The 24,897-nt window shown below is 58.8% G+C and carries 23 protein-coding genes and 2 pseudogenes; 21 read left to right on the top strand and 4 right to left on the bottom strand.

The genetic code is table 11. The features are described 5' to 3' along the window. Positions 1-21: 21 nt before the first annotated feature. The 4 genes from OH491_RS26625 to OH491_RS26610 form a co-directional block, all read right to left on the bottom strand. Positions 22-393, bottom strand: a complete 372-nt coding sequence (locus OH491_RS26625; RefSeq protein ID WP_068772847.1) for a DUF2149 domain-containing protein — start codon at positions 391-393, stop codon at positions 22-24. Further along, on the bottom strand, positions 390-950 hold the full coding sequence (locus OH491_RS26620) for a MotA/TolQ/ExbB proton channel family protein (protein WP_068772848.1): 561 nt from the start codon (positions 948-950) through the stop codon (positions 390-392). Before OH491_RS26620 ends, OH491_RS26625 begins: the two co-directional genes overlap by 4 nt. Positions 951-986: 36 nt before the next feature. Further along, on the bottom strand, positions 987-2,906 hold the full coding sequence (locus tag OH491_RS26615; protein ID WP_068772849.1) for a TonB-dependent receptor: 1,920 nt from the start codon (positions 2,904-2,906) through the stop codon (positions 987-989). Positions 2,907-3,468: 562 nt separating this feature from the next. After that, positions 3,469-3,879 (bottom strand): hypothetical protein, encoded by a 411-nt coding sequence (locus tag OH491_RS26610; protein WP_145929091.1) that lies wholly within the window; start codon positions 3,877-3,879, stop codon positions 3,469-3,471. Positions 3,880-3,949: 70 nt separating this feature from the next. Between OH491_RS26610 and OH491_RS26605 the strand changes: the two genes are divergently transcribed. The 21 genes and pseudogenes from OH491_RS26605 to OH491_RS26505 all read left to right on the top strand — a co-directional run bounded on the left by OH491_RS26605 (position 3,950) and on the right by OH491_RS26505 (position 24,834). Beyond that, the gene (locus OH491_RS26605; RefSeq protein WP_145929092.1) at positions 3,950-4,189 is read left to right on the top strand and encodes a hypothetical protein; all 240 of its coding nucleotides are present in this window, start codon (positions 3,950-3,952) and stop codon (positions 4,187-4,189) included. A gap of 385 nt (positions 4,190-4,574) precedes the next feature. Continuing rightward, complete coding sequence (gene zigA, locus OH491_RS26600; RefSeq protein WP_084442672.1) at positions 4,575-5,822, top strand: zinc metallochaperone GTPase ZigA; 1,248 nt, start codon at positions 4,575-4,577, stop codon at positions 5,820-5,822. Positions 5,823-5,915: 93 nt separating this feature from the next. After that, complete coding sequence (gene hisI / locus OH491_RS26595) at positions 5,916-6,401, top strand: phosphoribosyl-AMP cyclohydrolase (RefSeq protein WP_068769678.1); 486 nt, start codon at positions 5,916-5,918, stop codon at positions 6,399-6,401. Next, positions 6,398-6,928: a hypothetical protein gene (locus OH491_RS26590; RefSeq protein ID WP_342750779.1), complete on the top strand. Its 531-nt coding sequence runs from the start codon at positions 6,398-6,400 to the stop codon at positions 6,926-6,928. Before hisI ends, OH491_RS26590 begins: the two co-directional genes overlap by 4 nt. A 175-nt stretch (positions 6,929-7,103) precedes the next feature. Beyond that, positions 7,104-7,286, top strand: coding sequence for a hypothetical protein (locus tag OH491_RS26585; RefSeq protein ID WP_068769681.1), 183 nt, complete (start codon positions 7,104-7,106; stop codon positions 7,284-7,286). Positions 7,287-7,326: 40 nt separating this feature from the next. Next, positions 7,327-8,130 carry a hypothetical protein gene (locus tag OH491_RS26580; protein WP_342750778.1) on the top strand — a complete coding sequence of 268 codons (804 nt, stop codon included), beginning with the start codon at positions 7,327-7,329 and terminating at the stop codon, positions 8,128-8,130. After that, positions 8,031-9,083, top strand: a complete 1,053-nt coding sequence (gene thrS, locus OH491_RS26575) for a threonine--tRNA ligase (RefSeq protein ID WP_342751109.1) — start codon at positions 8,031-8,033, stop codon at positions 9,081-9,083. Before OH491_RS26580 ends, thrS begins: the two co-directional genes overlap by 100 nt. Before the next feature lie 239 nt (positions 9,084-9,322). Beyond that, positions 9,323-9,904, top strand: a complete 582-nt coding sequence (gene dcd / locus OH491_RS26570; protein WP_068769682.1) for a dCTP deaminase — start codon at positions 9,323-9,325, stop codon at positions 9,902-9,904. Beyond that, complete coding sequence (locus OH491_RS26565; protein WP_334319201.1) at positions 9,852-11,234, top strand: CobW family GTP-binding protein; 1,383 nt, start codon at positions 9,852-9,854, stop codon at positions 11,232-11,234. The genes dcd and OH491_RS26565 overlap by 53 nt, the downstream gene beginning before the upstream one ends. Positions 11,235-11,415: 181 nt before the next feature. Further along, positions 11,416-11,802: a hypothetical protein gene (locus OH491_RS26560; protein ID WP_068769684.1), complete on the top strand. Its 387-nt coding sequence runs from the start codon at positions 11,416-11,418 to the stop codon at positions 11,800-11,802. Positions 11,803-12,021: 219 nt separating this feature from the next. Then, the gene (locus tag OH491_RS26555; RefSeq protein WP_068769685.1) at positions 12,022-12,723 is read left to right on the top strand and encodes an ABC transporter ATP-binding protein; all 702 of its coding nucleotides are present in this window, start codon (positions 12,022-12,024) and stop codon (positions 12,721-12,723) included. A gap of 137 nt (positions 12,724-12,860) precedes the next feature. Next, positions 12,861-13,538, top strand: coding sequence for a class I SAM-dependent methyltransferase (locus OH491_RS26550; RefSeq protein ID WP_334319202.1), 678 nt, complete (start codon positions 12,861-12,863; stop codon positions 13,536-13,538). Beyond that, the gene (locus OH491_RS26545; RefSeq protein WP_084442017.1) at positions 13,535-14,125 is read left to right on the top strand and encodes a peptidoglycan recognition protein family protein; all 591 of its coding nucleotides are present in this window, start codon (positions 13,535-13,537) and stop codon (positions 14,123-14,125) included. Before OH491_RS26550 ends, OH491_RS26545 begins: the two co-directional genes overlap by 4 nt. Before the next feature lie 13 nt (positions 14,126-14,138). Then, positions 14,139-15,995 (top strand): GTP-binding protein, encoded by a 1,857-nt coding sequence (locus OH491_RS26540; protein ID WP_342750777.1) that lies wholly within the window; start codon positions 14,139-14,141, stop codon positions 15,993-15,995. A gap of 114 nt (positions 15,996-16,109) precedes the next feature. Further along, positions 16,110-16,574: pseudogene (locus OH491_RS28365) on the top strand (TonB-dependent receptor plug domain-containing protein); the annotation flags it as partial. 734 nt (positions 16,575-17,308) lie between these two features. Next, positions 17,309-18,190: pseudogene (locus OH491_RS26530) on the top strand (TonB-dependent receptor domain-containing protein); the annotation flags it as partial. A 56-nt stretch (positions 18,191-18,246) separates the two neighbouring features. Beyond that, positions 18,247-19,065 (top strand): ABC transporter permease, encoded by an 819-nt coding sequence (locus OH491_RS26525; RefSeq protein WP_342750775.1) that lies wholly within the window; start codon positions 18,247-18,249, stop codon positions 19,063-19,065. 32 nt (positions 19,066-19,097) lie between these two features. Continuing rightward, positions 19,098-19,598 carry a DUF3526 domain-containing protein gene (locus OH491_RS26520; RefSeq protein ID WP_342750774.1) on the top strand — a complete coding sequence of 167 codons (501 nt, stop codon included), beginning with the start codon at positions 19,098-19,100 and terminating at the stop codon, positions 19,596-19,598. Between the two features lie 60 nt (positions 19,599-19,658). Further along, complete coding sequence (locus OH491_RS26515) at positions 19,659-21,194, top strand: DUF3526 domain-containing protein (protein ID WP_068769692.1); 1,536 nt, start codon at positions 19,659-19,661, stop codon at positions 21,192-21,194. 139 nt (positions 21,195-21,333) lie between these two features. Further along, positions 21,334-23,493, top strand: a complete 2,160-nt coding sequence (locus tag OH491_RS26510; protein WP_068769693.1) for a TonB-dependent receptor plug domain-containing protein — start codon at positions 21,334-21,336, stop codon at positions 23,491-23,493. Between the two features lie 585 nt (positions 23,494-24,078). Further along, a complete protein-coding gene (locus OH491_RS26505; protein ID WP_334319203.1) occupies positions 24,079-24,834 on the top strand; it encodes an AraC family transcriptional regulator in 756 nt (251 codons plus the stop codon). Positions 24,835-24,897 lie beyond the last annotated feature (63 nt).

Below are 24,897 nucleotides of genomic sequence, written 5' to 3'. Positions count from 1 at the left end.
AAAAGGATGATCGGAGCGGAATTATGGCGTGTCGGTTTCGGGCACGTAGACGACCTGGCCGCTGGCGAGGCGGTAGGCGGTGCCGAGGCGGGTGCCTTGGCCGGAGAGGTTTTTATCGGTGACTTTCTGCACCTTGATCTCCTCGCCTTTTTTCGTGATGATCTCGGTCTCGCCGTCCGCGGTGGTCTTGACCAGCGTGACCTCGGAGTTTTTGTCGAGGAACGTGCCGGCCGAGAACAAGGCAAACAGGGCGATGAGGAGCGCGACGATGAAGGCCACGCTTACGTCGAAGAGGTTGGCGATGCCGGCGAGGGGATCCTCATCCTCACCGGGGGCGGCGCCGTGCGGGGCCAGACGTCGCCGGGAGACAAAGCGCAGGGGGGCCGGTTTCATGTGTCCTTGGAGGTTGGATTTTTATCGAGCAGATGCTCGGCAAAGAAGGCCAGCGCCTCGCTGTCCGCCCGGACCCAGCTTTCGCGGGCCGCGGCGATCAGATAGGCCGAGACGCTCACGGAAAGCCCGATCACGGTGGCGGCGAAGGCGGTGACCATGTTGCTGGCCAGCGCCGGGAGATTGCCCTCGGCCAGTCCCTGCAGCGCGTCCGCCATGGGGATCAGCGTGCCCATCAGGCCGAGCGAGGGGCCGACGCGAACCGCCAGGCGCAGGCGTCCGAGTGAGCGCCAGCGGCGACGCTCGGCTGCTTGCAGGAGGTGCTCCAGTCTCAAGTCAAGGCGACCATCCGGGTCGCTTTTCGCCGTCGCATCGAGTTCGCGGCAGTCATTTTGAAACGAGGTCCGCCGGCCTCTGCGCCGGTCCCATGCCTCCCGGAGAAACGACCCGAAGGCGACCAGCATGGCGCCGGCCAGGCCGATCAGGCCGATGAGCACGGGCCAGACCAGCACGCCGGCCACGTGGTGCAACAGTTCGCGGATTTGATCAATCGCAGTCATGATTTATTATGATTTTTCTCCATTTTGCCGGGCTGGTCAGAAATTAAAGCGGTAGCTCGCGGAAAAGGAGAAGCCCGGCTGATAATAATCACCTTTCTCGTAATAAAACCGGTCGGTCAGGTTTTCCCCTTTCAGCCATACCGAGTGTTTTTCTCCAAAATAACGTCCGATCGAGGCATCCCAAATCACAAAGGACGGATATTCATACGCGCCGCCGATCCCGTTTGTATAAATCTTGCCGGTGCTATTGTCTTCATCCCACATGCCCTTGACGTAGCGGGCCGACACGCTGGCACGCCAGGAAGCATGACGCCAAGACAGTGAGGCGTTGAGCTTGAGGTCGGCGACGTTTCTGATCACAGAATCACCTTCCACCTGGGAGTGCTGCTTGCGCTCGATGAGCTTGGTTGCTGATCCGTGAAACATCCAGGAACCTTTTTTCGCGCGCAGCCAGCGACTGAAGTCGAGGTCGACCTGGGCCTCGATGCCTGACTGGGTCGCGGTGTCGGCATTATAATAATGCGTTTCCCGATAGGTCGGCGTGTTCGTGACGTACTTGCTGCCGATCATGTTTTTCACCTCGGTGTGAAAATACGTGAGATCGACCGCAATCCAAGAGCGGTCGTAACCGATGCCGACGTCCCACGTCGTGCTTGATTCGGGGTCAAGATCGGGATTTCCGATAGCGACACGCATTTGGTCGCCTACCACTTCCTCCGTCCTTCCGGCGACTTGGTTGGCAGAGGGAGACACAAAGGCGCTGCCCATGGTGGCGTGGATCCGCCACGCGGAATCCAGTCGATATACGATACCTGCCCGCGGGTTGATGGTGTCGAAGCTCTCCGTGCCTGGAGTCACTCCGGTGCTGTAGGGTGTTTCATTCAACTCCAGTTCAATATCATCATAGCGGGCACCGACGTTAAGTATAAGGCGATCATCGATAAATTTCATTATGTTCTCGAGAAAAACACCGTTGGTGGCCTGGGTATTATTGGGCGCGTAGGGCGCCTTGCGTGTCCCATTGGCATTGTAGGATATGATTTTGTTTTCGACGAGATTGTAATCGAATCCGCCAATCAACGCGAGCCAATGGGCAGGTTGCCAGGAATCTTGAATCTGGATGCCCTGCCAGTCGGTCTTGCGCCGACTGGACAGATAGGGGGAAGTGCCTTTGGTCTGCGTGTTGGTATCCTCAGACTCGTAAGCACCGAAGATGGTCGTTTGCACGGTGTGATCGGCAAGCCATCCGACCAGGCGCACGTCGCCGTGGTATTGGTCGCGATCAAGCGAAGTTTGCTTAATTCCACCACCGGAATAAGCACCGGGGTTTTCCACGTCGCGTCCGAGAAATGCCCCCGCCTTGAGATCGATCCGCCAGTGTTTGCCGAGGTCGCGACCGAGTCGGACCAGCCCGGAGTAGTTTTTGGCCTTGGTGTGCTCCCAGGTTTCTCCATTGCCGAGACGCACGTCGTGATCGCGGATGAAGACGCGGGCCGCCACATCGAAATCGAGCTTGGCCGGATTGCCCCCGCCAGTGCTGGCCCAGATATCGCCGGTTTCGAAGCTGCCAACGTTAGTCTGGAGCGATCCGCCGACCGGTCCGGAAGAGCGCTTGGTGATAATGTTCACCACACCGCCCATGGCGGAGGCACCGTAAAGCGACGAGGCCGGACCCTTGAGAATTTCGACACGCTCGACGGCGACCATCGGCAGCGTGCCGAGCCCCGTCACCCCGGCAGGCCGGCCGTCGATCAGAATCAGGACATGCTGATTGGTTCCGGAATACTCCGGCCGAAAACCACGCAACCCGATACCGGACGAGCCGGTCGGATATTGGATTACGTCCACGGATGCGCCCTTTTTCAACACATCAACAAAAGTCCAGGAAGGAGCCTCGGACACCGCAGCCCCATCGATCAATTCAACCCGTTGCGGAATGTCGGCCAGCGGCTGCATACTCCGGCTGGAAGTAACCACAAAGCGTTCCAGCGATACAGGCGATTCATCATGGGCAGAAGCGACGGATGCGGGCTGCGCTCGTATCAGTATATTTGTCGCAATGAATAGAATAAGGGAACTTGTGAGGCCGATATGAAGATGGCAGCGATTGCGTTTATAATTAGTTGTTGAAGGACCTGCGATTGACTGAGCGAATTGAGAGGCGGACATGGAAATGACTGGTGGATTTTATCCGGGGATGGGGAACCGAATAGACTGCAACCTCGGATTGTTACTGACTGGGTTGAGGCGGAACATGGAGGCCAAGACTACAAGTCGTGGCGACTTCGTATACTATGATCAAAAATCTTTAAGATTAGTGGAATCTCATGCAATTATCCCAATCATGGCAGCTGCATGCTGCTTGCCGGCGGAATTTTCCGGTCCATCATGCGCTCCTGGCTCTGCGCATCGACGGATCTCAATGCGTCAGCAGGCAGGTGGACGAGCGTGAGATAAAACGACAAACAAACTCCGAACCGTGTGCGGCCGGTATGTTTTGCGTGAAAAGAAAGGGAATTCAGCTCAACGGCGGCGCGCGTCCCGGTGGCAGCGCATGCGCCATGCGAGAAAAAACAAACTTTTTCTCGGAGAAAACCTGTTCGAGACGCGGCTGCAAGATGGCCAGCGCTATCAACGCAACGAGCAAACCAAGCACATGGCCATTGGCAAAAAGCGTAACGATGCAACCGCCCGCAGAGTCGTCCGCATGGTTGACGGTGTGTGAGGCTGATGCACCGTCATGTCCCGCACCATAACTGTCGCGGGCATGATGCAATTCATTATCCAATGTGTTGCCATGATGCGCGCACACCCATTCATGAGCCGCGGAGTTGACCGCCAACAGACTGAGCGCGATGATTAACGTCACACCTGTCAACGCGATAAGGCGCTGCCAAAACGGGTGTCGACGTAGTTGCGCGAAGATCATGACTTGGATAAAAACGATCTAGCCTAACAAAGCTGTCAAGCGTGCCGCATCCACATTCCTGATGGTGCCAATGAGCCCCATCGACCGCAAGGGTTTGCCAAGGGCGACAAAATTCACACGCCAGCCGTCGTGTAGATGCCCGATTTTGGTCAAGACCACCGGGACCAATCGTTTCGGTCACCATGACATTTTGGATGGAGATTCGGGTGGTGCCGGTGTTGATGAGGGCGATGTTCCGATTGCCGATGGAACCAGCGCTGAGAGTTCCAACCGCTCGTCGTCATTAGAAATTTTTTCAGGGGCTTCTTAAGCGAGTGCGTTCGCATCGGCTCCGCTTGACGACTTTGCTAAGCTACTGTTTCGCCACCCGCGCTTCGGATTGTGGGTGGATTTGATTTTAAACACAACCAAAGCCATGCGAGATGTTTTTATCCCCACAAATTACAGCGAATGGAGGCATTGCATCGAAGTAAGATGCGCCCTTACGCTTAGCCCTGAATTTTGCAATCGGCGCATCTCGGCGCTACGCAACACCGAGGACCGGCAAACACGCGAATTCATTCGTATTTATGGCCGGGCGCATCTCGAGTCTGTCATCGGTTGGTTTGAACGAGCTCTGACAGAGACGACCAAGTGAATGCTGGATGGCTTCCAGAACCAATCCATCCCAAACCAGAATTCATTATCTCTTCCCTATGCATACTGCAAAAAAAACACAGCCGCTCGATGGCGCCATCGAAATCGAGGTCACCGATCCACGTCTGCCTGTCACCGTGTTGTCCGGGTTTCTTGGCTCCGGGAAAACCACTTTGCTCAACCACATCCTCACCAACCGCGAAGGGCTGCGCGTCGCGCTCATCGTGAACGATATGGCGGAGGTTAACATCGATGCGGCCCTCGTCGGACGGGGTGCGGCGGCGGTGTCGTTGCGAGAAGAAAAAATCGTCGAATTGTCCAACGGTTGCATCTGCTGCACCTTGCGGGAGGATTTGCTCGTCGAAGTGGCTCGATTGGCACGTGAAGGGCGTTTTGATTATTTGTTGATTGAATCCACGGGCATAGCGGAGCCTTTGCCGGTGGCGGAAACATTTACGTTTGCCGGGGAGGACGGCGTGAGCCTTGGTGCGGTGGCGCGGCTGGACACGATGGTGACGGTCGTGGATGCATTTAATTTTCTCAAAGACTACAGTTCCGGCGACTCACTGCGAGATCGCGGTCAGGTGAACGGGAGCAATGACGAGCGCTCGCTTGCACCGTTGCTGGCCGAGCAAATTGAATTCGCCGATGTCATTGTGCTCAATAAATGCGATCTCGTGGATGCGGACACGCTAGCGCTCGTCACTCATATGGTGCGCACGCTCAATCCCGACGCACGCTTCATTACCGCTGAACACGGACGTGTACCGATACAGGAAATGCTCAACACAGGACGCTTTTCTTTAGATGACGCATCGAAATCTCCGATGTGGCTGCGAACCCTGCGTGGTGAGGCGCATTCGGAAATGGATGAGCATGGGGTTATGAGTTTCGTGTACCGCGCACGACGACCATTTCATCCAGAGCGATTTTGGGCATGGGCTTCGCATCCGCCGGAAAACGTGGTGCGCTCGAAGGGTTTTTTCTTCCTCGCCACGCGCATGGACTGGGTCGGCGAATGGTCGCACGCGGGAGGCATCTGCAAGTGCGAGCCATCGGGCAACTGGTGGGCTGCCATGAGTGAGGAATACTGGCCGGCATCAACCGCATCGTTTAACGCCATCATGAAAAATTGGCGAGAGCCGTTTGGTGACCGACGCCAGGAACTGGTATTTATCGGCACGGGGGCAATGGATCGCGAGGCCATTACCGCGCAACTCGACGCCTGCCTGCTTACTGATACGGAGATGCGCAAAATGCCAAGCGCGTGGCGCGAGTTGCACGATCCATTTCCAAAATGGGAGTAGTCAGCAAGTGTCCAGTATGCCCCCTGCGTTGAATGGTTGAGATGCCCGTACTCGGAAACCCTCTTGACGACTTTGCTACGCTTCAGTTTTCGCATGCAATTCCTCCCGCAAACCACTCTTTTCGAGATCGAAGAAGGCGACAAATTGCGCCCCAAATTCAATGAGCACGACCTCATCCCTTGCATTACCCAGGATCATGCCTCCGGCGAAGTGCTGATGCTGGGATGGATGAATCCTGAGGCGCTAGCCAAAACCATCGAGACCGGCCTCGCCCATTATTATTCCCGTTCGCGTCAAAAGCTCTGGAAGAAGGGGGAGCAATCCGGCCTCTTTCAGCATGTGATTTCACTTATCATCGACGACGACCAGGATGCCGTGCTTATCAAGGTAAAAGTCGATGGCGGCGCGTCATGCCATGTTGGATACCGGTCCTGTTTCTTTCGCCAGCTTGCCCGGCCCACGGCAGACACGGATTTTTCCCTCATTTTTCTTGAAGCCCAAAAAACTTTCGATCCCGTGAAAGCCTACGGCTTGGCCGCCTCCTCGCTCCCGTCCAAGTCAACCCGAGTAGCGTCATGAATCCCGCCGTTGTTACCTTACACAAGGCCAAACACCTGCTCGCGCATGTGCTGGTGGCCGCGGGAATACGGCAATGGCCGCAGGCAACGCTGGGCGACAGCGGTGAAACCGCCACCGGGTTTTATGCGGACTTTGGTCTTTCATGCGCACCAGATGGAGACGAACTTCACCGCTTGAATGACGAAATGACGCGAGTACTGCGCGACTGCCGGGTTTTTCGCGAATTGAATCTCGCCGCGCCGGAAGCGGCAGAAATCTTTCAAGGTCAGCCGTGGAAATTGCAGCAAGTGTCTGCGATTCTGGAAACGGACCGGCGCGTGCGTTGCTACGAAATCGACGGCGTTGTCGATGTCTGTGACTGCGTGCTCAAAGACCTGCGGGAATTGCGCACCGTGCATCCGGAAAAATTTGCCGTGGTGCGGGCCTGGCCGGTCGTGTGGTCGGATCGGGGACACGATATATTATTTACACGAATCGCCGGGGAAATGTTTCCACCTCCCCTTCCATGCGAATGCTGCCCGGTGTGATGTCGTTATGCGAATCCAGCAGATGGAACGCGCCCCGCTTGACGACTTTGCTAGGCTGTGAGTTACCCTCCATGAAATTGCCGTTTTTCCTCGACCGCCTTCCGTCCCCGCACCCTTGGCGATTATTGACACATTGCGGGATCGAAATCTTTCGGAGTGTTTCTCTGCGACGGCCATGGTGATTTCCACGGAGCCCAATAACAACGAACTCTCCACGCTCCTGCTGCGCTGCCGCACCATGGAAGAAGTGAAGTTGCTCGCCTTTGCCTATTACTTGCGGGCGGTGAGTGAAGGCGGCCTTGTCGTGCTGACAGACGAGAAAAACAAGGTCGCCGCCCAGGCATGGCTTTTCGACTAAGCACCACATCTTTCCGTAATCCTCTTTCGTTCTCTCTTTTATGTCCATGACTTCTGTGCAGGAACTTCGGCATTCCACCGCGCATGTGCTCGGTGCCGCCGTATCGCGCCTCTTTCCCGAGGTGCTCCTTGATATCGGGCCGCCGACCGACACCGGTTTTTATTACGATTTCGGCGGACCTCAACGCTTCACGATGCAAGATCTATCCGTCATCGAGGCAGAGATGGCACGCATCGTAGCCGAAAACCAACCCTTCGTTCGCCGTGAGGTTTCGCGCGAGGAGGCGCTCCGCTTTTTCACCGGACGCGGACAAACCTACAAACTCGGCCGACTCGACGATATCCCTGAAGGCGAGCCGGTGACACTCTATACCAACGGCGATTTCACCGACCTGTGCGCCGGCACGCACGTCATCTCCACCGGCAAGGTCGCGGCGTTCAAGCTGCTTTCCATTGCCGGCGCCTGGCACCGGGGAGACGAAAAACTTGGCCAACTCCAGCGCATCTACGGCACGGCCTTCGCCAGCCAAGAAGAGCTGGATGCACACCTCGCTGCGCTCGCCGAGGCCGCACGCCGTGATCACCGCAAACTGGGACAGCAGCTCCATTTGTTTCGTATTGATGCGAGCATCGGCAGCGGTCTGCCCCTGTTGCTGCCGAAAGGCGCGATCATCCGAACCGAACTGGAAAACTCATTTCCGCCAAACTCATCGAATATGGCTATGAGCGACTTTACTCGCCGCATATCGGCTCCATCGATCTTTATAAGACATCCGGTCATTATCCTTACTATGCGAATAGCATGTATGAGCCCATCCACATCGAGGATCGGGAGTTTTTACTAAAACCGATGAATTGTCCGATGCACCTGATGGCCTACACGTCGGAGCCGCGCAGCTACCGCGACCTGCCGCAACGCTATGCGGAATTCGGCACCGTGTATCGCCAGGAGCAATCGGGCGAACTCAACGGCCTCGTGCGCGTGCGCGGCTTCACTCAGGATGACGGGCACATCCTTTGCACGCCTGAGCAATTGCAAGATGAATTCAAACAATGCCTGCGACTTGTTCAGGAAGTGATGGCCATTTTCGACCTGAAAACACGCTGCCGCGTGTCGCTGCGCGACCCGGCCAATACCGCCAAGTATGCAGGCGGGGATACGCTCTGGGCACCGGCCGAAGCATGTATCCGCACGGTTGTGACGGAACTCGGGCTGGAGCACACCGAGGGACTCGGCGAGGCGGCGTTTTACGGACCAAAGCTCGATTTCATGGCGCTCGACGCGCTGGGGCGCTCTTGGCAAATCGGCACGATCCAAGTGGATTTCAGCCTGCCCGAACGCTTCGGGCTCGAATATACTGGCCGCGACGGGAAACCGCATCGTCCTGTGATGATTCATCGCGCCGTGTTCGGTTCCATCGAGCGTTTTATGGGGCTGCTCATCGAACACTATGCCGGCGACTTTCCGCTCTGGCTCGCACCTGAGCAGATTCGTTTTCTGCCCATCACCGACGGGCAGACGGAGTTCGCTACTCAACTCGCCGCCCGCGCCCGCCGGGCTGGATTGCGAGTGACGATTGATGCCCAGCGCGATCCGGTTGGCGCCAAAATCCGCCGGGCGCAGGCCGACAAGGTGCCGTTTGCTGTGGTCCTTGGAAAGCGCGAGGTCGCCACTGAAAGCGTATCCATCCGTTCACGGGTGAATGGCGACGAGGGCGTGATCAGCGTGGACGCCTTCTTCAAGCGTGTGCAAGCCGAGGCCAATCCTGAAACAGCAACCGCCACTGCCTGCACATGAGTTTACTGCTCCCCCCTTGGCAACACGGAGGAACCGGTCTTGCCTGAAGATGGCCATGCTCACCGACGTGGACAACAAGAGTATCTGCCAATTTTCCGCGCTTGAACAATTTGAGAGCGAACGCGAAACCACTCCCCGCAGACATGGCTGCGAACCTGCGCACCGTCCTCGATATACTTGACCTTGCGTCACCGGCATCCGTGTCTGGCAATTCTCCTCGCCCGGCCTCTTTCGAAAACATGATCCTCAACGACCGCCAAATTTCCACCCGTGCCCGCGCGGGCATGATTCGTCCCTTCTCGCCCGAACTCGTGCGCGTGGCCGACGGGCATCCCACACTCTCCTTTGGCTTGTCCAGTTACGGTTACGACCTGCGGCTTTCGCCCCGGGAATTTAAGGTATTTCGTCACGTGCCGGGCACGGTAGTGGATCCGAAGAATTTCAATCCACGCAACTTGGAAAAAGTGTTGCTACAGGAAGACGCGAGCGGTCGTTTTTTTATCCTGCCTGGTCGCAGCTACGGTCTTGGAGTAGCGGTGGAGCAGCTCGACCTGCCGCCAGACGTGACGGCAATCTGTGTGGGCAAAAGCACCTATGCGCGCTGCGGCATTATCGCCAACGTTACTCCGGCCGAGGCTGGATGGCAGGGACATCTCACGCTGGAATTTTCTAATTCATCGGCCGCCGATTGTCGCATCTATGCTGGCGAAGGCATTGTGCAGATGCTCTTTTTCACTGCCGAACCCTGCAAGGTATCCTACCGGACCCGTGAAGGGAAATACCAGCACCAGAAACAGCGCATTACGCCGCCGAAAGTCTGATTCGGTTCGAGGATCATCATCAACAATTGACCGCGAAGGCAGCGAAACCATGCGCTTGTTTGATCCCAGTCTGCTTGGTCAGTTGGCATCCGGGTCGAAGTTCAGGCCCGACGTGACCGTGATCAGCGGTTTTCTCGGCGCGGGCAAGACAACGCTGTTACAGCAACTCCTAAAAAAAACTCCACATGGCCTGCGTGTGGCGATCGTCGTCAATGATCTCAACGAGATCAATATCGACGCCCTCTTTCTGGAGAAAATGCTACCATCCGAGTCCTCTGCGAGCATCGCCTCCACCGTGGCCTTGGGTAATGGCTGCGTGTGCTGCACGGCGAGGGACGCGCTCGGTGATGCCATTGTGGAATTGGCCACCAGCGGCAAGTTTGATCACATCATCATCGAGAGCAGCGGGGCCGCAGAACCACGCCCGGTGACGGATCTTTTCTATCAAACAAACATCGTTGGTCCACGTCTGGACGAGGTGGCGACCCTTCATGTGCTCATCACTGTGGTGGATGCTGCCGCCTGGTTCCAGGCCTCGCTGGAAGAACATAGATTGAACGCAGACGCATTGGGGAAGGTTGTCGGCGCGCATCAATCCTTGTTCACATTGATGGTAGAGCAGGTGGAATGTGCTGATGTCATTTTTTTGAATAAGATAGACCTCGTAACTTCAGCAGAGAGCGAAACGGTTTCCGCACAAATCAGGGGGCTCAATTTGCGAGCGGAACTCATCAAGACCAAGAACGCCTGTCTACCGGATGGTGTCTGGCCTGGGGCTTGTCGTTTCGATCCAATCCAAACGCGTCGAGGCGCAAACTGGATGGACGCACTCAATCAAGCCCGAAAAATAGCATGTTCCTCACCGGAGTTAAGAATACGCTCACAGACTCATTGTGTCCGTACGCCAGCCGGCAAATTATTTCCGGTGCCGGGCCGCAGTGATTTTGCCGCCCGCTATGGACTTGGAAGTTTTCTTTACACGGGTCGGAAACCCTGTGCGGCGGCGCGTCTGCGGAAATTTTTCGAGCAAGGCTGGCCCGGTCTGGTGCGCGCCAAGGGATTTTTCTGGAGTGTGGAGGAGCCCAATCGCATCGGGTTCCTTTCTGTCGCCGGTCGCGAGACGCGGATCGACTATCTCGGCCCTTGGGCGGCTGCTTTGGTCGAGCGCGGGAGCGTGCCGTTTTCCGCCATACCCGATTCCCTCCGCGAATTCTGGCAGGAGCCGTCCGGCGATCGACGTCAGGAAATCGTGCTGATCGGCGTGAACCTAGACGCAGATGCATTGGGTCGGGCCTTGAATGAGCAAGTCATCTCATTTACACATTCTTAGTATATTGATGCCTATCAATGTAATAAGTGCCAAAAGACCTCGACTGATATTATCAGGATCATGATAGCAGTATTGCCCGTAAAGATCGTATCCGATTAGGTTAGACGACAGAATAAGACATAATCCGCTGGATCTATTGCCCCTTGACGACTCTGCTACTCTACTTCTTCCAACACGAGCCATGTTCACCTTCAACCGCCTCCACCCAACGACGCTGTACCGCATTGCGAGCGTGTTGGGCGTGGCGTTGATCCTGATGTTGAGCGTGCTGGCGGTGCGGTCCGACTGGCACGAGCTGTTTTGCCATCACGAAGCGGAGTCTCATGCCTGTTCACACCGTGAGGACGCTTCGCCAGCCCATCAGCACGGCGAGGCCGGTGACATCGACTCTGCCGAGGGGTGTGTGGTCACCCTTTTTGCGCAAGGCCATGTATTGGCTGCGCTGTTCTTCGCTCTGTCGCTTTTTATCGCGATCGTGCGGATAGTGTCGGGTTTTCCCACGCGTGTTCTCGCGCTCGTTTCTGTTGATCACAGGTGGCCGCACGGTTGTGGCCCTCCGCTGGCCTGAATTCGCATCGCTGAGCAATCTCCGGGGTCCGTGCAATCCGGAGTGCCCGCACATCCGCAGTCCGTTCACGGACGCAGTGTGCCCTTCTGCCCGAACACAGGCCAGACATGTCCTTACACAACCGTTTGTTATCTTTCGTATCACACACCGCAGCCGACAGGTGCCTGCGCGAGACGTTTCCCAAGTCCAATTAAACACACACTCTCACCCTCTCCCACCATGCTCATCATCGACAACCTCACCAAGCGCTTCAACGGCAACACCGCCATCGATGTACTCTCCTTCCAAATCGCATCGGGTGAGCTTTTTGCCCTGCTTGGCCCCAATGGCGCGGGCAAGACCACCACGATCAATTGCCTGCTCGGGTTCTTGAAGCCTGATTCCGGGCGTGCCTTGATTGATGGACTCGATGTCGCAATCGAGCCCCTGGAAACCAAACGCCGTCTCGCCTACATCCCCGAGCAGGTAAACCTCTACGGGCACTTCAGCGGTGTGGAAAATCTGGCTTATTTCGCCGAACTCGGCGGGCATCGTTATTCCGACAGTGAGCTACACGCATTTCTTGATGATGCCGGTTTGCAGTGCGAGGCCCATGATCGCCGCGTGAGCGGGTACTCCAAGGGCATGCGACAGAAAGTCGGCATCGCGATCGCCTTGGCAAAAAAGGCGAAAGCGCTCCTGCTTGATGAGCCCACCAGCGGCCTTGATCCAAGTGCATCGCATGAGTTCAGCCGACTGCTCGGACAACTCCGAAGCCGCGGCGTCGCCATTCTCATGGCCACGCACGATCTTTTCCGCGCGAAGGAAGACGCTACGCGCGTGGGCATCATGCGCCGCGGTCAGTTGGTGCGCGAACTCACCGCCGCAGAAATCAGTCACGCTGATCTCGAAAAACTCTACCTCGAAACCATGCGCGCCTGAGTGTGTGCCTCCAACCAAGGCTACGATGCCGATTCCATGCACATGATGCCGACGCAGACTGCAGTCGCGGCGAAGGCCGCCTAGACATTCCATTTCTAAACAAACCTTCGATCCCGATGAATCCATCCAATGCTCCCATGAAATTCGACCGGCAACACGCCGAGTCTTACGACGACCGCTGGACAAAACTGGCACCGTTGCGCGACAGTCTGCATTTGCAGATGAACTTGGTTTTTCAGGAACTGCCGCGCGATGCCCATGTTCTTTGTCTTGGCGTCGGCACCGGCGCAGAACTGATCGCCCTCGCACGATTCTTTCCCGGCTGGCGCTTCGCGGCGGTCGATCCCTCTGCGCCTATGCTCGACGTTTGCAAGCGACGCGTTGCGGCGGCGGGCATCGCCGACCGCTGCGATTTCCATGCGGCCTACGTGCATGAACTTCCTGCCGAGGTTAAGTTCCATGCCGCCACGGCGATTCTTGTTTCTCAGTTTCTCACGGACCGGGCGCAGCGCGTTGGTTTTTTTTGCGAGATCGCGTCCCGGCTTCGTCCGGGCGGATTGCTCGTCAGCGCCGATCTCACGACTGCTCCGCGCGGCCAGCACGAGAGCCTGCTTGGCGTCTGGCAGCGGATGATGCGTTACTCGGGAGCGAACGAGGAACAGATTCAGGGCATGCTTGCCGCCTACGCTCGCGAGGTCGGGCTGCTACCGGCCGAGGCAATGGAAGCATTGCTCGCCGAAGCAGGCTTCCCCTCGGCCGTGCAATTTTCGCAGTCCCTGTTGATTCACGCTTGGTATGCGCGACGTGAAAAATGATCTCGAAGCATAACCGTCGCACCTTTCTCATTGGGCTGGCTCTGCTCGGAAGCTCGGTGGCGCTTCGCGGCGCAGCCAAGACGATTGCGGGGCGAAGCCGCCCGGCGGCATTGGATCGTGTCGCAGCGACGACCCGAGCGCTCACCATCGTTCCCGACCGCTGGAAAATCATTGTGGGTCATCATAGCGGAACCGCTGTCGGGAACGCGGCGATATTCGACCGCTATCATCGGTCTCACGGCATGGAGCATGGCCTCGCTTATCACTTCGTCATTGGCAACGGAAGCCGATCGGGTGACGGCGAAATTGAAATTGGCGGACGCTGGTTGAAGCAGTTCGCCGGGGGACATGTCCACGACGAGGCGGTCAACCAAGTCGGCATCGGCATTTGTTGCGTTGGGAATTTTGAGGAAACCCAACCCACGCCGGGGCAACTTCGTTCTTTCATCGCGTTGGTCGAATATCTCAAAGCAGATGTAGTAAAGACTCCGGTGCGTTTCGCGGTGCACCGCGAAATCAATCCCGGGCGCACCGTTTGTCCCGGCCGAAATTTTCCCATCGCGGCGATGCACGCGAGATTCGGCTGAACGAATTTCCATTATGAACCCAAAGAATCCCATCCCTGTGACTATCCTCACTGGCTTTCTCGGCGCAGGAAAGACCACGCTGCTCAACCGCATTCTCACCGAACAGCACGGCAAGAAGATCGCCGTCATCGAAAACGAGTTTGGCGAGGTTGGCGTTGATAACCAACTCGTCATCCAAAGCGATGAGGAGTTGTTCGAAATGAACAATGGCTGCATTTGCTGCACCGTGCGCGGCGATCTCATCCGTATTCTCACCCGGCTGGCCAAGCGCAAGGAGCCCCTTGATGCGGTGCTCATCGAAACTACTGGGCTCGCCGATCCCGGTCCAGTGGCGCAGACGTTTTTCACCGACCCCGAAATTCGCGAGGTCTTCCGCCTCGATGCGATCGTCACCGTCGTAGACGAACACATCGCGCTGCATCTCGACGACTCCGATGAAGCGCGGGAACAGGTCGCATTCGCGGATGTGATCCTCTTGAACAAGATTGATCTCGTGGAACCAAACGAGCTAAACGCATTGGAAGCTCGTCTGCGGAAAATGAACGCTGCCGCGAAAATCCATCGGACGCGCAACGGGGAGATTGCCTTGGATCGGGTGCTGGGCGTAGGCGGCTTTAATCTCTCTCGGGCCACGGAAATCGACCCGCAGTTCTTGGAGCCGGAATATCCGTTCGAGTGGGCGGGCGTCTATGAACTGCCCGCTGGCAAAGCGGCCTTGACCATCGATGAAGGACCCGATCCCGAGATGAGCGTGACATTGCTGCCGGTTGCCAGTCTGAGCGAGACTGACATCACGACCGCCCGCGAGGCGGCGGTGCGGACTTTTTCGGATTGGGAGACGGTTCTGCGCCCCGGTGACGCCATCCTGCCGGGTGAAACGCACCAACAACTGAGTTTTTCTGCTTTTCCGGCAGTTTTTCCCGTGCTTGTAAAAAGGGCAGGGCTTTACGCTCTGTTCACCCAGCACCATCCGGATGAGTTCAATGCCGCGCTCCACATCGCGGGCGAAGGCGTTGCGCCGAAATGGGAGCACACCTTCAAGCCCGACCATGAGCACGACGAAGAGGTGACGTCCGTAGGCGTAAGCCTGCCCGGAAATCTCGATGGAAAGCGATTGAACGAGTGGCTGGACGTGTTGTTGCGCACGAAGGGCAACGACATCTTCCGCAGCAAGGGCGTGCTGGCTGTCCACGGCAGCGACCAACGGCTGGTTTTTCAGGGGGTGCACATGCTCTTTGACGGACGCCTCGACCGCCCATGGGGCGACGAGTCGCGCGTGAACACGTTCGTTTTTATCGGCCGAAATCTCAACCGAGATGAATTGGTCGAAGGATTTAAACGCTGCTTGGTGACAGATGGAGTGATTGCAGGGCACGCAGTGCCTGATGGATCGCGGAGGCTTGACGACTTTGCTAGGCTCATTCCACCACACATTTCGATGACCTTCCCCCGCACCCATTATACGCCTCGCTTGCACCGCCTCATGGCGGTGCTGGGCGTGATGGTGATATTGGCACTGAACGTGTTTGCAGCAAGTTCTGCCGCGCACGAATGGCTTTGCGGCCATCTCAGGCATTCCGGATATGTGCACTGTGACGAGCATCATGCCTCCCCTGCGTCCGACACGCACGATGGCAAACTTGCCGAAGGAATGGCCGGCGCGAATGGACACGACCATGATGACTCCGGCTGCATTATCACACTTTTCTCAAGCGGCCACGTGCTCGTTGCAATCGGGCTGCCGGCGACGGCTTTCATAGAGCGTGTGCTTGCCATACGGGTGGCCACTTTTCCACCGGTGCCGGTACTGGCGGTGATCCGCATGCGTTGCCGCCGGGGCGTGCGCCGCCGCGGGTCTAAATTGGCTTGATTGTTCGTCCGCCGGTCCCTGCGCGGTCCGGTGTTTTATTCGTAACCCTGTCATTTGTCCGCGTCCGCCACTGGCGGCCGGATTGTGTTTATACGCATTTATCCAGACCAACCCATGCACTCCCCTTATCATACTCGTTTGTTATCCATCCCTCTGATTCTTTTCACATCCGCCCTGTCGGCTCAGACCATCGTTCCCGCCCCAACCGGGGAGTCCGATGGGGAAATCGTCAGGCTTGACCGCTACAAGGTCGTCGGTGACAACGCGCTCGGCATCGGCGACATCACGCTGCAAAGCACGGGCCTGCCGGCGTCCGTCAGCATCATCGACCACGACTCGCTGGAGCGCACGAATTTTACGGGCGACTTTGGCGGTCTCCTGCGCCGCGTGCCCGGCATCATGGCGCACAATCTCAACCAAGGCGACACCGGCACTTCAATCAAGATGCGCGGTTTTCTTACCCGCACCCATGGCGCCGACGTCGCGGTTTACGTGGACGGCATCGCGCAAAACCTCCCCTCCTCCGCGCTCTCCGACGGTATGAATGACCTGAGCTGGCTCACACCGGAGATGATCGAGCGCATTGAGGTCATCAAGGGACCATTCTCCGCGCTCTATGGCAATCAGAACCGCGCCGGTGCGGTCAACATTGTCACGCGTTCGGTGGCCCCGGATGCGTCGGCCCGAGTGGACGCGGGCAGCCATGGCTATCTCCACGGTGCGCTGACCGCCTCCGGCCAGACGCGTGGCGTGCAAGGACTGTTCGCCGCTGATGCCCGGCACTCGGACGGATACCGCGACCACGCGGACTCCGACCGGCTGAGTCTTTTCGGAAAGACCTCCATTCTCCATGCAGATGGTGTGTGGGCCGCCCGCGCCGCCTTTCAGCGCGCCTATTGGAACGCCTCCGGCATGCTGCGTCTGGGCGATCTGCGCTCCGGCGCGGTCAGCGCCCGCGATCGCGATCCCTATACTGCGCCCGCGTGGGGTGAGGCCACCCGGGCCAGCCTCGTCTTCACCCGCGCGCCCGCCAGAAGCGAAGAAGGCTGGAATGCCTCCCTCGGCTACGAGTATTACGAGCGCACCCGTGCGGTAGGGGCCACGGCAACCAACCTCAACGTGCTTTACGACCGACGCGATATCTTGGGCGCCCGTGCATTGCGAAACTTCCTTGTCGGCAACCGCGGTTCGCTGACTGTCGGCCTTGAAGGACGCTATGACCGCGGCGACGCCGAGTCGCGCCTTTGGTCGGACAACGTTCCGACCACCAACTATGCCTTTAACTACGATCTCGACCTGCTGCCTACGGCGCGTTTGTCCAAGCCCAGTGGAAGCTCGCAAACGCGCTCAAGCTCGTTGGTGGCATTCGCGCCGATGGTTTCGATTACGATATCGGGAATCGTCGCCAGCCCGATGCTTCGGCCACCTACAGTCGTCCGGTTTTCACTCCACGCATCGGCCTCGTGCTCACGCCGGCCAGCCGGTTGGAAATTTTCGCCAATTACGGACAGGGATTCCGCCCGCCTGCATCGAACGAGCTCAGTCCCTATTCCGGCACCGGTCCGCTCGATGCACCTGGTGGTGCGTCCGTGTCCGGGCTGGAGTCGTCCACGGTGGGGTCCTTCGATCTTGGCCTGCGCTTCGGGTTCGCGCCCGGTTGGAGGTTCTCGGTCGAAGGCTATCATACGGAAAACGACGATGAAACGACGCAAGTCTCGCCCGGCGTCTATGAAAACGTCGGCGAGACCACCCGCGATGGCTGGGAAGTGCAGCTCGAATGGCTGCCTGCGAAAAACCTTTCCCTTTACGCTGGCTACGCCCGCATCGTGCGCGCCCGCATCGACACTGCCGCCCCGGGCACGGCCGACCGCTTGTCCGTGCCGGGCGACACGTGGAAAGCCGGCCTTGCCTATACCCTCACCTTGGCCGAAACCCGTCTCATCCTGCTCAATGCAGACGCTTATTACATTTCCGGCATCCCCTATTTCCTGAGCGGCGTGCTCCACCACGCGCGGCCCTACGCGCGCTACGACTTCCGTGCGGCTTACGAAATGAAACGCTGGCAGTTCACTCTCGGGCTGACCTGGCAGCCCATCAAAAACAGCAGCGAGGTGGCCTACGCATCCGGAGGAGATCTTGCGCTGGATCCGCGCCCGGAATGTGAAGTCATCGCCGGCGTGCGCTTCGCTTTCTGAAATCCGGTTCCGCGCGCGGCCTTCCCTCCCGAAAAGCCGCGCGCTCCCCCGCCGCCATGATCACCGTCATCGCCCGCCACGAATTCACCGCCACGCTCCGCGACGGACGCTTCCGCCTCTGCGCCGCCCTCGTGGGCCTGCTGCTCGCCGCCGCGCTCCTCGCGGGCTGGTCGTTCCAGCGCGACCTCGCCGCGCGCCGTGCCGCCGCCGTCCGCCACGAGCACGCACACTGGATCGGCCAGCCGGACAAAAACCCGCACTCCGCCGCTCATTACGGCCTCCACGTCTTCAAGCCCCGCCTCTCCCCTGCCCTGCTTGATCCCGGGATCGAACCCTATGTGGGCTCGGTCGTTTGGCTGGAGGCGCACAACCAGAACGACTTTACCGGCAAACCCGCCGAGGACGCCACCGCCGCGCAACGCTTCGGCGAGCTCACCGCCGTCCTCGTGCTGCAGCTCCTGCTCCCCCTGCTCATCATCGTGAACTGCTTCGGCACCGTGGCCGGCGAACGCGAGCGCGGAACGCTCCGGCAGGTATTCGCCCTCGGCGTTTCTCCCGCTCGCTGGCTGTTGGGCAAGATGTTCGGACAAGCCGCCGCGCTCACCCTCGCAGTGGTCCCCGCCGTTGTGGTGGGCTCGCTCGCCGTATGGCTCGCCCGCGAAGGCACGCTCACCAGCGGCACGTGGCTTCGCCTCGTGCTATTCGCCGCCGTGCATCTCGTCTATCTCGCAGTGTTCTGGCCGGCTCATTGGCAGTCTCGGCGCTCGCTCGAACCTCGCGTGCCTCGCTTGTCATCCTGCTCGGACTATGGACGCTCAACGGCCTGCTGCTGCCGCGCGCCGCCATCGAGCTGGCCGCGCGGCTTCATCCGCTGACCTCTCCGGTCGCAGTGCGCGAGGAATTGCGCATGCGTTTCGGCGCGCCCGATTTTCACCTCGCCGAGCAGCGCAGACTGGAGGCGGAGCTGATGGGCCGCTTCGGTGTGTCTCGCCCGGAGGATTTGCCGGTCAATTCGCGCGGCCTCTTCCTTCAGGCGGGCGAGGAGGGAAACCGCGTCTTCGACGACGTGTTCGGGCGGCTGTTCGACCGCATCGAAGCGCAAAACGACCTCGTCCGCTCGCTCGCGTGGATCGCGCCCTTTCAGGCCGTGCGGCAGGTCTCGCAATCCCTCGCGGGCACCGATTTCGCGCACCACCGTGACTTCATCGGCGCCGCCGAACAGCACCGCCGCCTGCTTCAACGCGAGTTGAACGGTGACCTGATTTTCAACGGCCCGCGCGACGGCTCGACCTATCTGGCCGACGCCGGCCTGTGGGCGAAAATGCCCCCTTTCGTCTACCACCCACCGTCACCCTCTGCGGCGCTGCGCGCCCAGTCCGTCTCCTCCTTGCACTCGCCCTCTGGCTGATGCTCGCGCCCCTGCTGCTCGTGCGGGCCGCGCGCACCCTCAACCCTCTTTGACTTCCTCATGTCCAGCCGTCTTTTGAAATGGGAACTCCGTCACCTGCGGGCCGACCTCGCTCCGTGGCTGCTCGCGGCCCTGCTCGCCGCGCTCACGCTTTTTGCCGTCGCCAACGGCGCGAGCCACGCTCACGCGCGTCGCGCGCTGCAGGCCGAGGCACAGGCCAACACGGTCGCGCTCGCCCGGGAAGCCCGCGCATTCGCGGCGAGGCTCGACGCCGGCGAGGCCGAAGTCGCCGCCTTCCGCGACCCGCGCAACCCGGCCGGCTTCGGTCGCTTCTACCTCGCCGGTTACGCCGCGAAGCCTCCGCTCTCCGCCGGCATGCTCACCGTCGGTCAGGACGATCTTTATCCATCGCTTTTCAAAGTCACCTATCGGTCGCGCGAGCAATCGCTCGCCGGGGTTGGGTATGACAATCCGCAGCACCAGTTACTCGGGCGTTTCGACGCGGCCTTCGTCGTGGTCTATATCCTGCCGCTGTTGCTGCTCGCGCTCACCTACAACCTGCTGTCCGGAGAGCGGGAGCGCGGCACGCTCTCCCTGCTGCTGCTCCAGCGATCCTCGATCACGGGCGTCATGGTGGCGCGTGGGGCCGTGGCGGGCGGATACGTTCTCGGCGTATTTTTGCTCTTCGCGTCCGCCGCGTTCGCGTGGGCCGGAGGATTCTCCGCAGGCGGAGGCGGACGTTTCGCCCTGTGGGCGGTCCTGACGGTCGCCTACGGCGTGTTCTGGGTGGCGTTGGCCCTCGCGGCGAACGCGCGCGGCGGCTCCTCTGCGGCCAACGCGGTTGCGCTGGCGGGCGCGTGGCTGCTGTTCACCCTCGTCGTCCCCGCGACGATCAACGTCGTGGCGAAGACACTCGGTCCGGCACCCTCGCACTTGGAGTTTGTCGGGGCGCAACGTGATGCGGAGTCCGACGCGCGCAACCGGCAAAGCGAGTTGCTCGCGGCATACTTCGAGGATCACCCCGAACTCGCGTCGCCGGACGCGCGGTCGGCGGGCGCGCCCGATCCCGCACTGGTGGCCGACGCCGGCTACCGCGAGCAGGAGCGCCTGCTCGCCCCGGTGCGCGCCCGCCACGCGGAGCGGATCGCGCGCCAGCAAAAGCTGGTTGACGCGCTGCGCTTCCTCTCGCCTGCGCTCCTCGTCCAGGCGGCCTTCAACGACCTCGGCGGCTCCGGGCCGGAACGCCACCGCCTGTTCGTTGCGCAGGCGGACGCGTATCACGACACGCTGCGCGGCTACATCCAGCCCTTGGTGCTGGCGAAAAAAACGTTCACCGATTTCGACGGCGCTCCGGCGTTTGCATTCGAGGACGAACCCGCCGGGGCGGCCGCGAGGCGGACGTTGGTCCCACTGGTTGCACTGTTTGCGGCGTCCGCGCTGATCGCCCTGGGGGCGTGTCGGGGGCTGCGGTCATCCCAGGCAGGCCATCCTGGCGCCCAACGCGAAGGTCCTGAACACGCATCTGCCGCAGCGGTGAGCCGCCGGGACAGAGATCCAATCAGAAACTATCGAAATGAAAAGGGACACGCCGGTTAAGACTATGGAGAATCGGCATAATATAATCCATTTGATAATCCTTATAATGAATAGAGCATAGGGAATATATTATATTGGTACTGAGTCCTCACCTCTACATGAAGCAATTTTTCCGAAACAGTTTCTCAATCCATATATTATGAAACGCGAAATCGCACAGTTCGTCATCGCAGCTGCAATCATAACAAATGGTTATGATGCCCACAGCGCACCTCATCCTGAGGACGAGGTCATCAACATGGAACGCATCACCGTTTCCACCGGCACGCGCACGGAGCGTTTGGCCTCTGATGCACCCATCAAAACCGAATTTTTTCTCGCTTCCGAGATTAAAGCTCACGGTGGAGTGACCCTCGCCGACAGCCTGCGGCTGGTGCCGAGCGCCCGGTTTGAGTCGAGTTGCTCCAACTGCGGTCTCAACGAAATCCAACTCCTCGGTCTCAGCACCGACTACACGGCGATCCTGTTCGACGGTGCGCCGCTCTATTCGGGACTCGCCAAGGTTTATGGCGCCGATCTTTTTCCAACAATCTTTATCGACCGCATCGAAATCGTCAAAGGCAGCAGCTCCGTCCTTTACGGTCCGGAGGCCATCGCCGGCGTCGTCAACCTCATCACCGCGATGCCGACGCACAACCACACCAGCGCCCTGCTGACCTATTCCAACTTGAAGAACGATGCGGACGAGTGGAAGTTTACCTTCAAGGCCAGCCACCTGAGTCAGTCCGGGAAATTTGCCCTCACCGCCTATGGTCTCTGGGAAGATCGGGAGGGACTTGATCTGACGACCGACGGATTCACCGAGCTGCCCGAGTTCAAAAGCAAAGTCGGCGGTCTCCAGTTCTTCTATCGTCCCGACGAGAACAAACTGCTCAAGGCCACCTACCAATACATCGACCAGTCGCACCGCGGCGGCGACCAGCTTGATCTGCCCGAGGAGCAGTCCCGTGTGGCCGAATCGCTGGCACACAAAATCCACATGCTGAACCTGCAATGGGAACAGCAGCTCACGCCCAGCCTATTCTACTCCGTGCGCGGCTCCTATCTGCACCTGCAGCGCGACGCCTTTTATGGCGCACGAGCCGACGCCGAGTTCACCGCTTTCGACGAGGCCGGCGGATTCGCCGATCCCGACAATCCCACGCCCGCCGAGGAGGCTGCGCTGGCCGATTTCGCCGCTGATCCCGCCAATCAGGCCGCGATCAACGCCGTCGCCAGCCGCATCTGGAGCGACACGCGGAATCAAGTCCTTTTTCTCGACGGACAAATCACCCAAAAACTCGGTGCGCACGAACTCGTTTACGGTGCGCAATACCGCTACGAGAAACTGGAGGAAAGCCGCCCCAACGACCCTGCCCTCGCTGACACCAGCGACGATTTCGGCACCTACGGACTCTTCGTCCAAGACATCTGGACCCTCCTGCCCGGGCTCGAACTCGTCCCAGGCGTGCGGGTGGACCGGCATGACAACGTGGACGGCACCATCTTCTCGCCGCGCATCGCGTTGCGTTACGAGCCGATTGATGCTCTTACCCTGCGCGCCTCCTATTCGGCGGGCTTCAACGCCCCCGGCGCCTATAACGAGGATCTGCATATCGGCGTGAGCTCCGGCGGCGCCATTTTTCTGCGCAACTCTCCCGACCTCGAGGAGGAACGCTCGGATTCCTTTACGCTCGGCGCCGATTGGTGGGTTCCCTCCTTCGGCAAACGTCTCGTGCTCAGTTCGACATTTCACTACACGCTCCTGCACGACACCTTCGACATCGACGACAGCGATCCCAACGACACGGGCATTTGGGAACGCGTCAACGGCCCCGATGCCAAGGTCTTTGTCTGGGAAAACGGTTTTCAATGGGTGGTGGGCCGTGGGTTGCGCCTCGAGGGCAGCATCAGCTACATCCGCGCGCGTTTCGACGATCCCATCACCCGCGTCACCGGCCTGACCACACGCGAGTTCATCGAACGGCCCGAATGGACCGGCCTGTTTTCCGTCATCTATGAACACGATTCGGGTTGGCAGATCGCGTCCCTGCTCAACTACACGGGCAGCATGCTGGCCGTCGGGGAAGAAGCGGACATCTATCGCAAGACTCCCAAGTTCTGGGAGCTCGATTTGAATGTCTCCAAAACTTTCCACCTCTCGCCGCACCTGGAGCTGAAACTGGGCGCTGGCGTGCGCAACCTCTTCGATGACCGCCAGAAGGATCTCTTCGATAACGGTGAAGACCGTGATCCGACCTATTTATACGGCCCGGTGCGCCCGCGCACTTTCTTCGTGACTGCCGGCGTCGAGTTCTGACCTGTTCTGCCACAAGAATTCGTGGGCATGCCCGACGCAGAGACAGATTCAGTCACACGTATCGTCAAGGCAAAGCTGGCATTCTTCTCACCGATAGCGGTGCGTCTTCATCGCGGCCGCTATCGGCCGCGTGATGGTGACTAAAGCCCACGTCGCCACCCGGCGGGGCGGATCTTGATTCGCGAGAACCAAACACCATCAAATTTCCTCGGTCATCATCCGTACGCATCGTAGTGTTTTCAATTACAACACTTGGGAATGCGATTTATCCGTCAGCGACAACTGCCAACTGTAGCGACCGATTCGCCTGCGGAGAACCAATCATATTTATATAAAAGCTTTTCATGGTTATTTCCAAGCCGATATCGAATGAGCAAGCTATAATGAATCCCCCACCGCCGCATCACTGTCACCGTGGCGTGTGCTGCGGTTATGTCCGTCCATCGTGGCCAGAACGAGCCTTCATTTATAACAAGGTCGCTGATTTGTCGTCTGACGCATCAGCCATCTCCGCATTGTGTCAAAGCGCGACCGGAAGTGTGCGTCTTTTGCGGACGGGTCAAAGCTCATTGGTCCACGGACGCTTTGCCGAATGAACTCGAAATTCTGATCCCATGCGAAGCCTGCGCTTGCGAATTAGCCTGGCACGCCCGGCGCGGAGACAGATTCAGCCATACACTTCGGCAAGGGGAAGTTGGCATTCTGCCCGCCGATATTCGGCATTCCAAGCGATGGCTGCACGACGCCTGCGCGATCCTGCTTAATTTGAAGCGAAGCTGGGTGGATAGCTTTGGTCCCAATCTCGTCTCCGAGGTGTTGGTGGAACCACTCGAATGTTATTCGATGCAGGATCCCTTAATTGCTGGTCTGACAAGCGAATTGAAACGTGAAAGCCACCGCGAGAGAATGGACGCTTTTGACCACGTTGCCGCCTTGGGCCATTGTCTGGCCGCTCGTGTTCTCCTTGTTTTAGCGGAAAGGCACAAACCCCGGACGGCAGCCAAACGCCAGCTTGGTGACGCAACGCTCCACAGAGTTACCGACTATATCGAAGCTCATCTCGGCGAGAAAATCACCCTGGCCATGCTGGCGCGGGAGGCTCGGCTAAGTCCGAACCATTTCAGCGTGCTGTTCAAGGCTACGCTCGGTGTCACTCCGGAGCAATATGTGTTACGCGCCCGGCTCCTTCGCGCGAAAGCCTTGATCGAAACCGGCTCTTATACGGTCAATCAAGTCGCCTACATGACTGGATTTTCGGACCACAGCCATTTGACGGTTCAGTTCAAACGACAGTTCGGAGTGCCGCCTCGTGCCTATCTGCCACGAATTCGCACGACTTAGTCCAAAAGTCATAGATAAATAAAAGACGTATGAGGAACCCTAAAAAAACACCAGTTGCGCTGA

The sequence above is a fragment of the Termitidicoccus mucosus genome, from assembly GCF_038725785.1.
Lineage (GTDB): Bacteria > Verrucomicrobiota > Verrucomicrobiia > Opitutales > Opitutaceae > Termitidicoccus > Termitidicoccus mucosus.
This window is presented reverse-complemented; position numbering and strand designations above follow the sequence as displayed.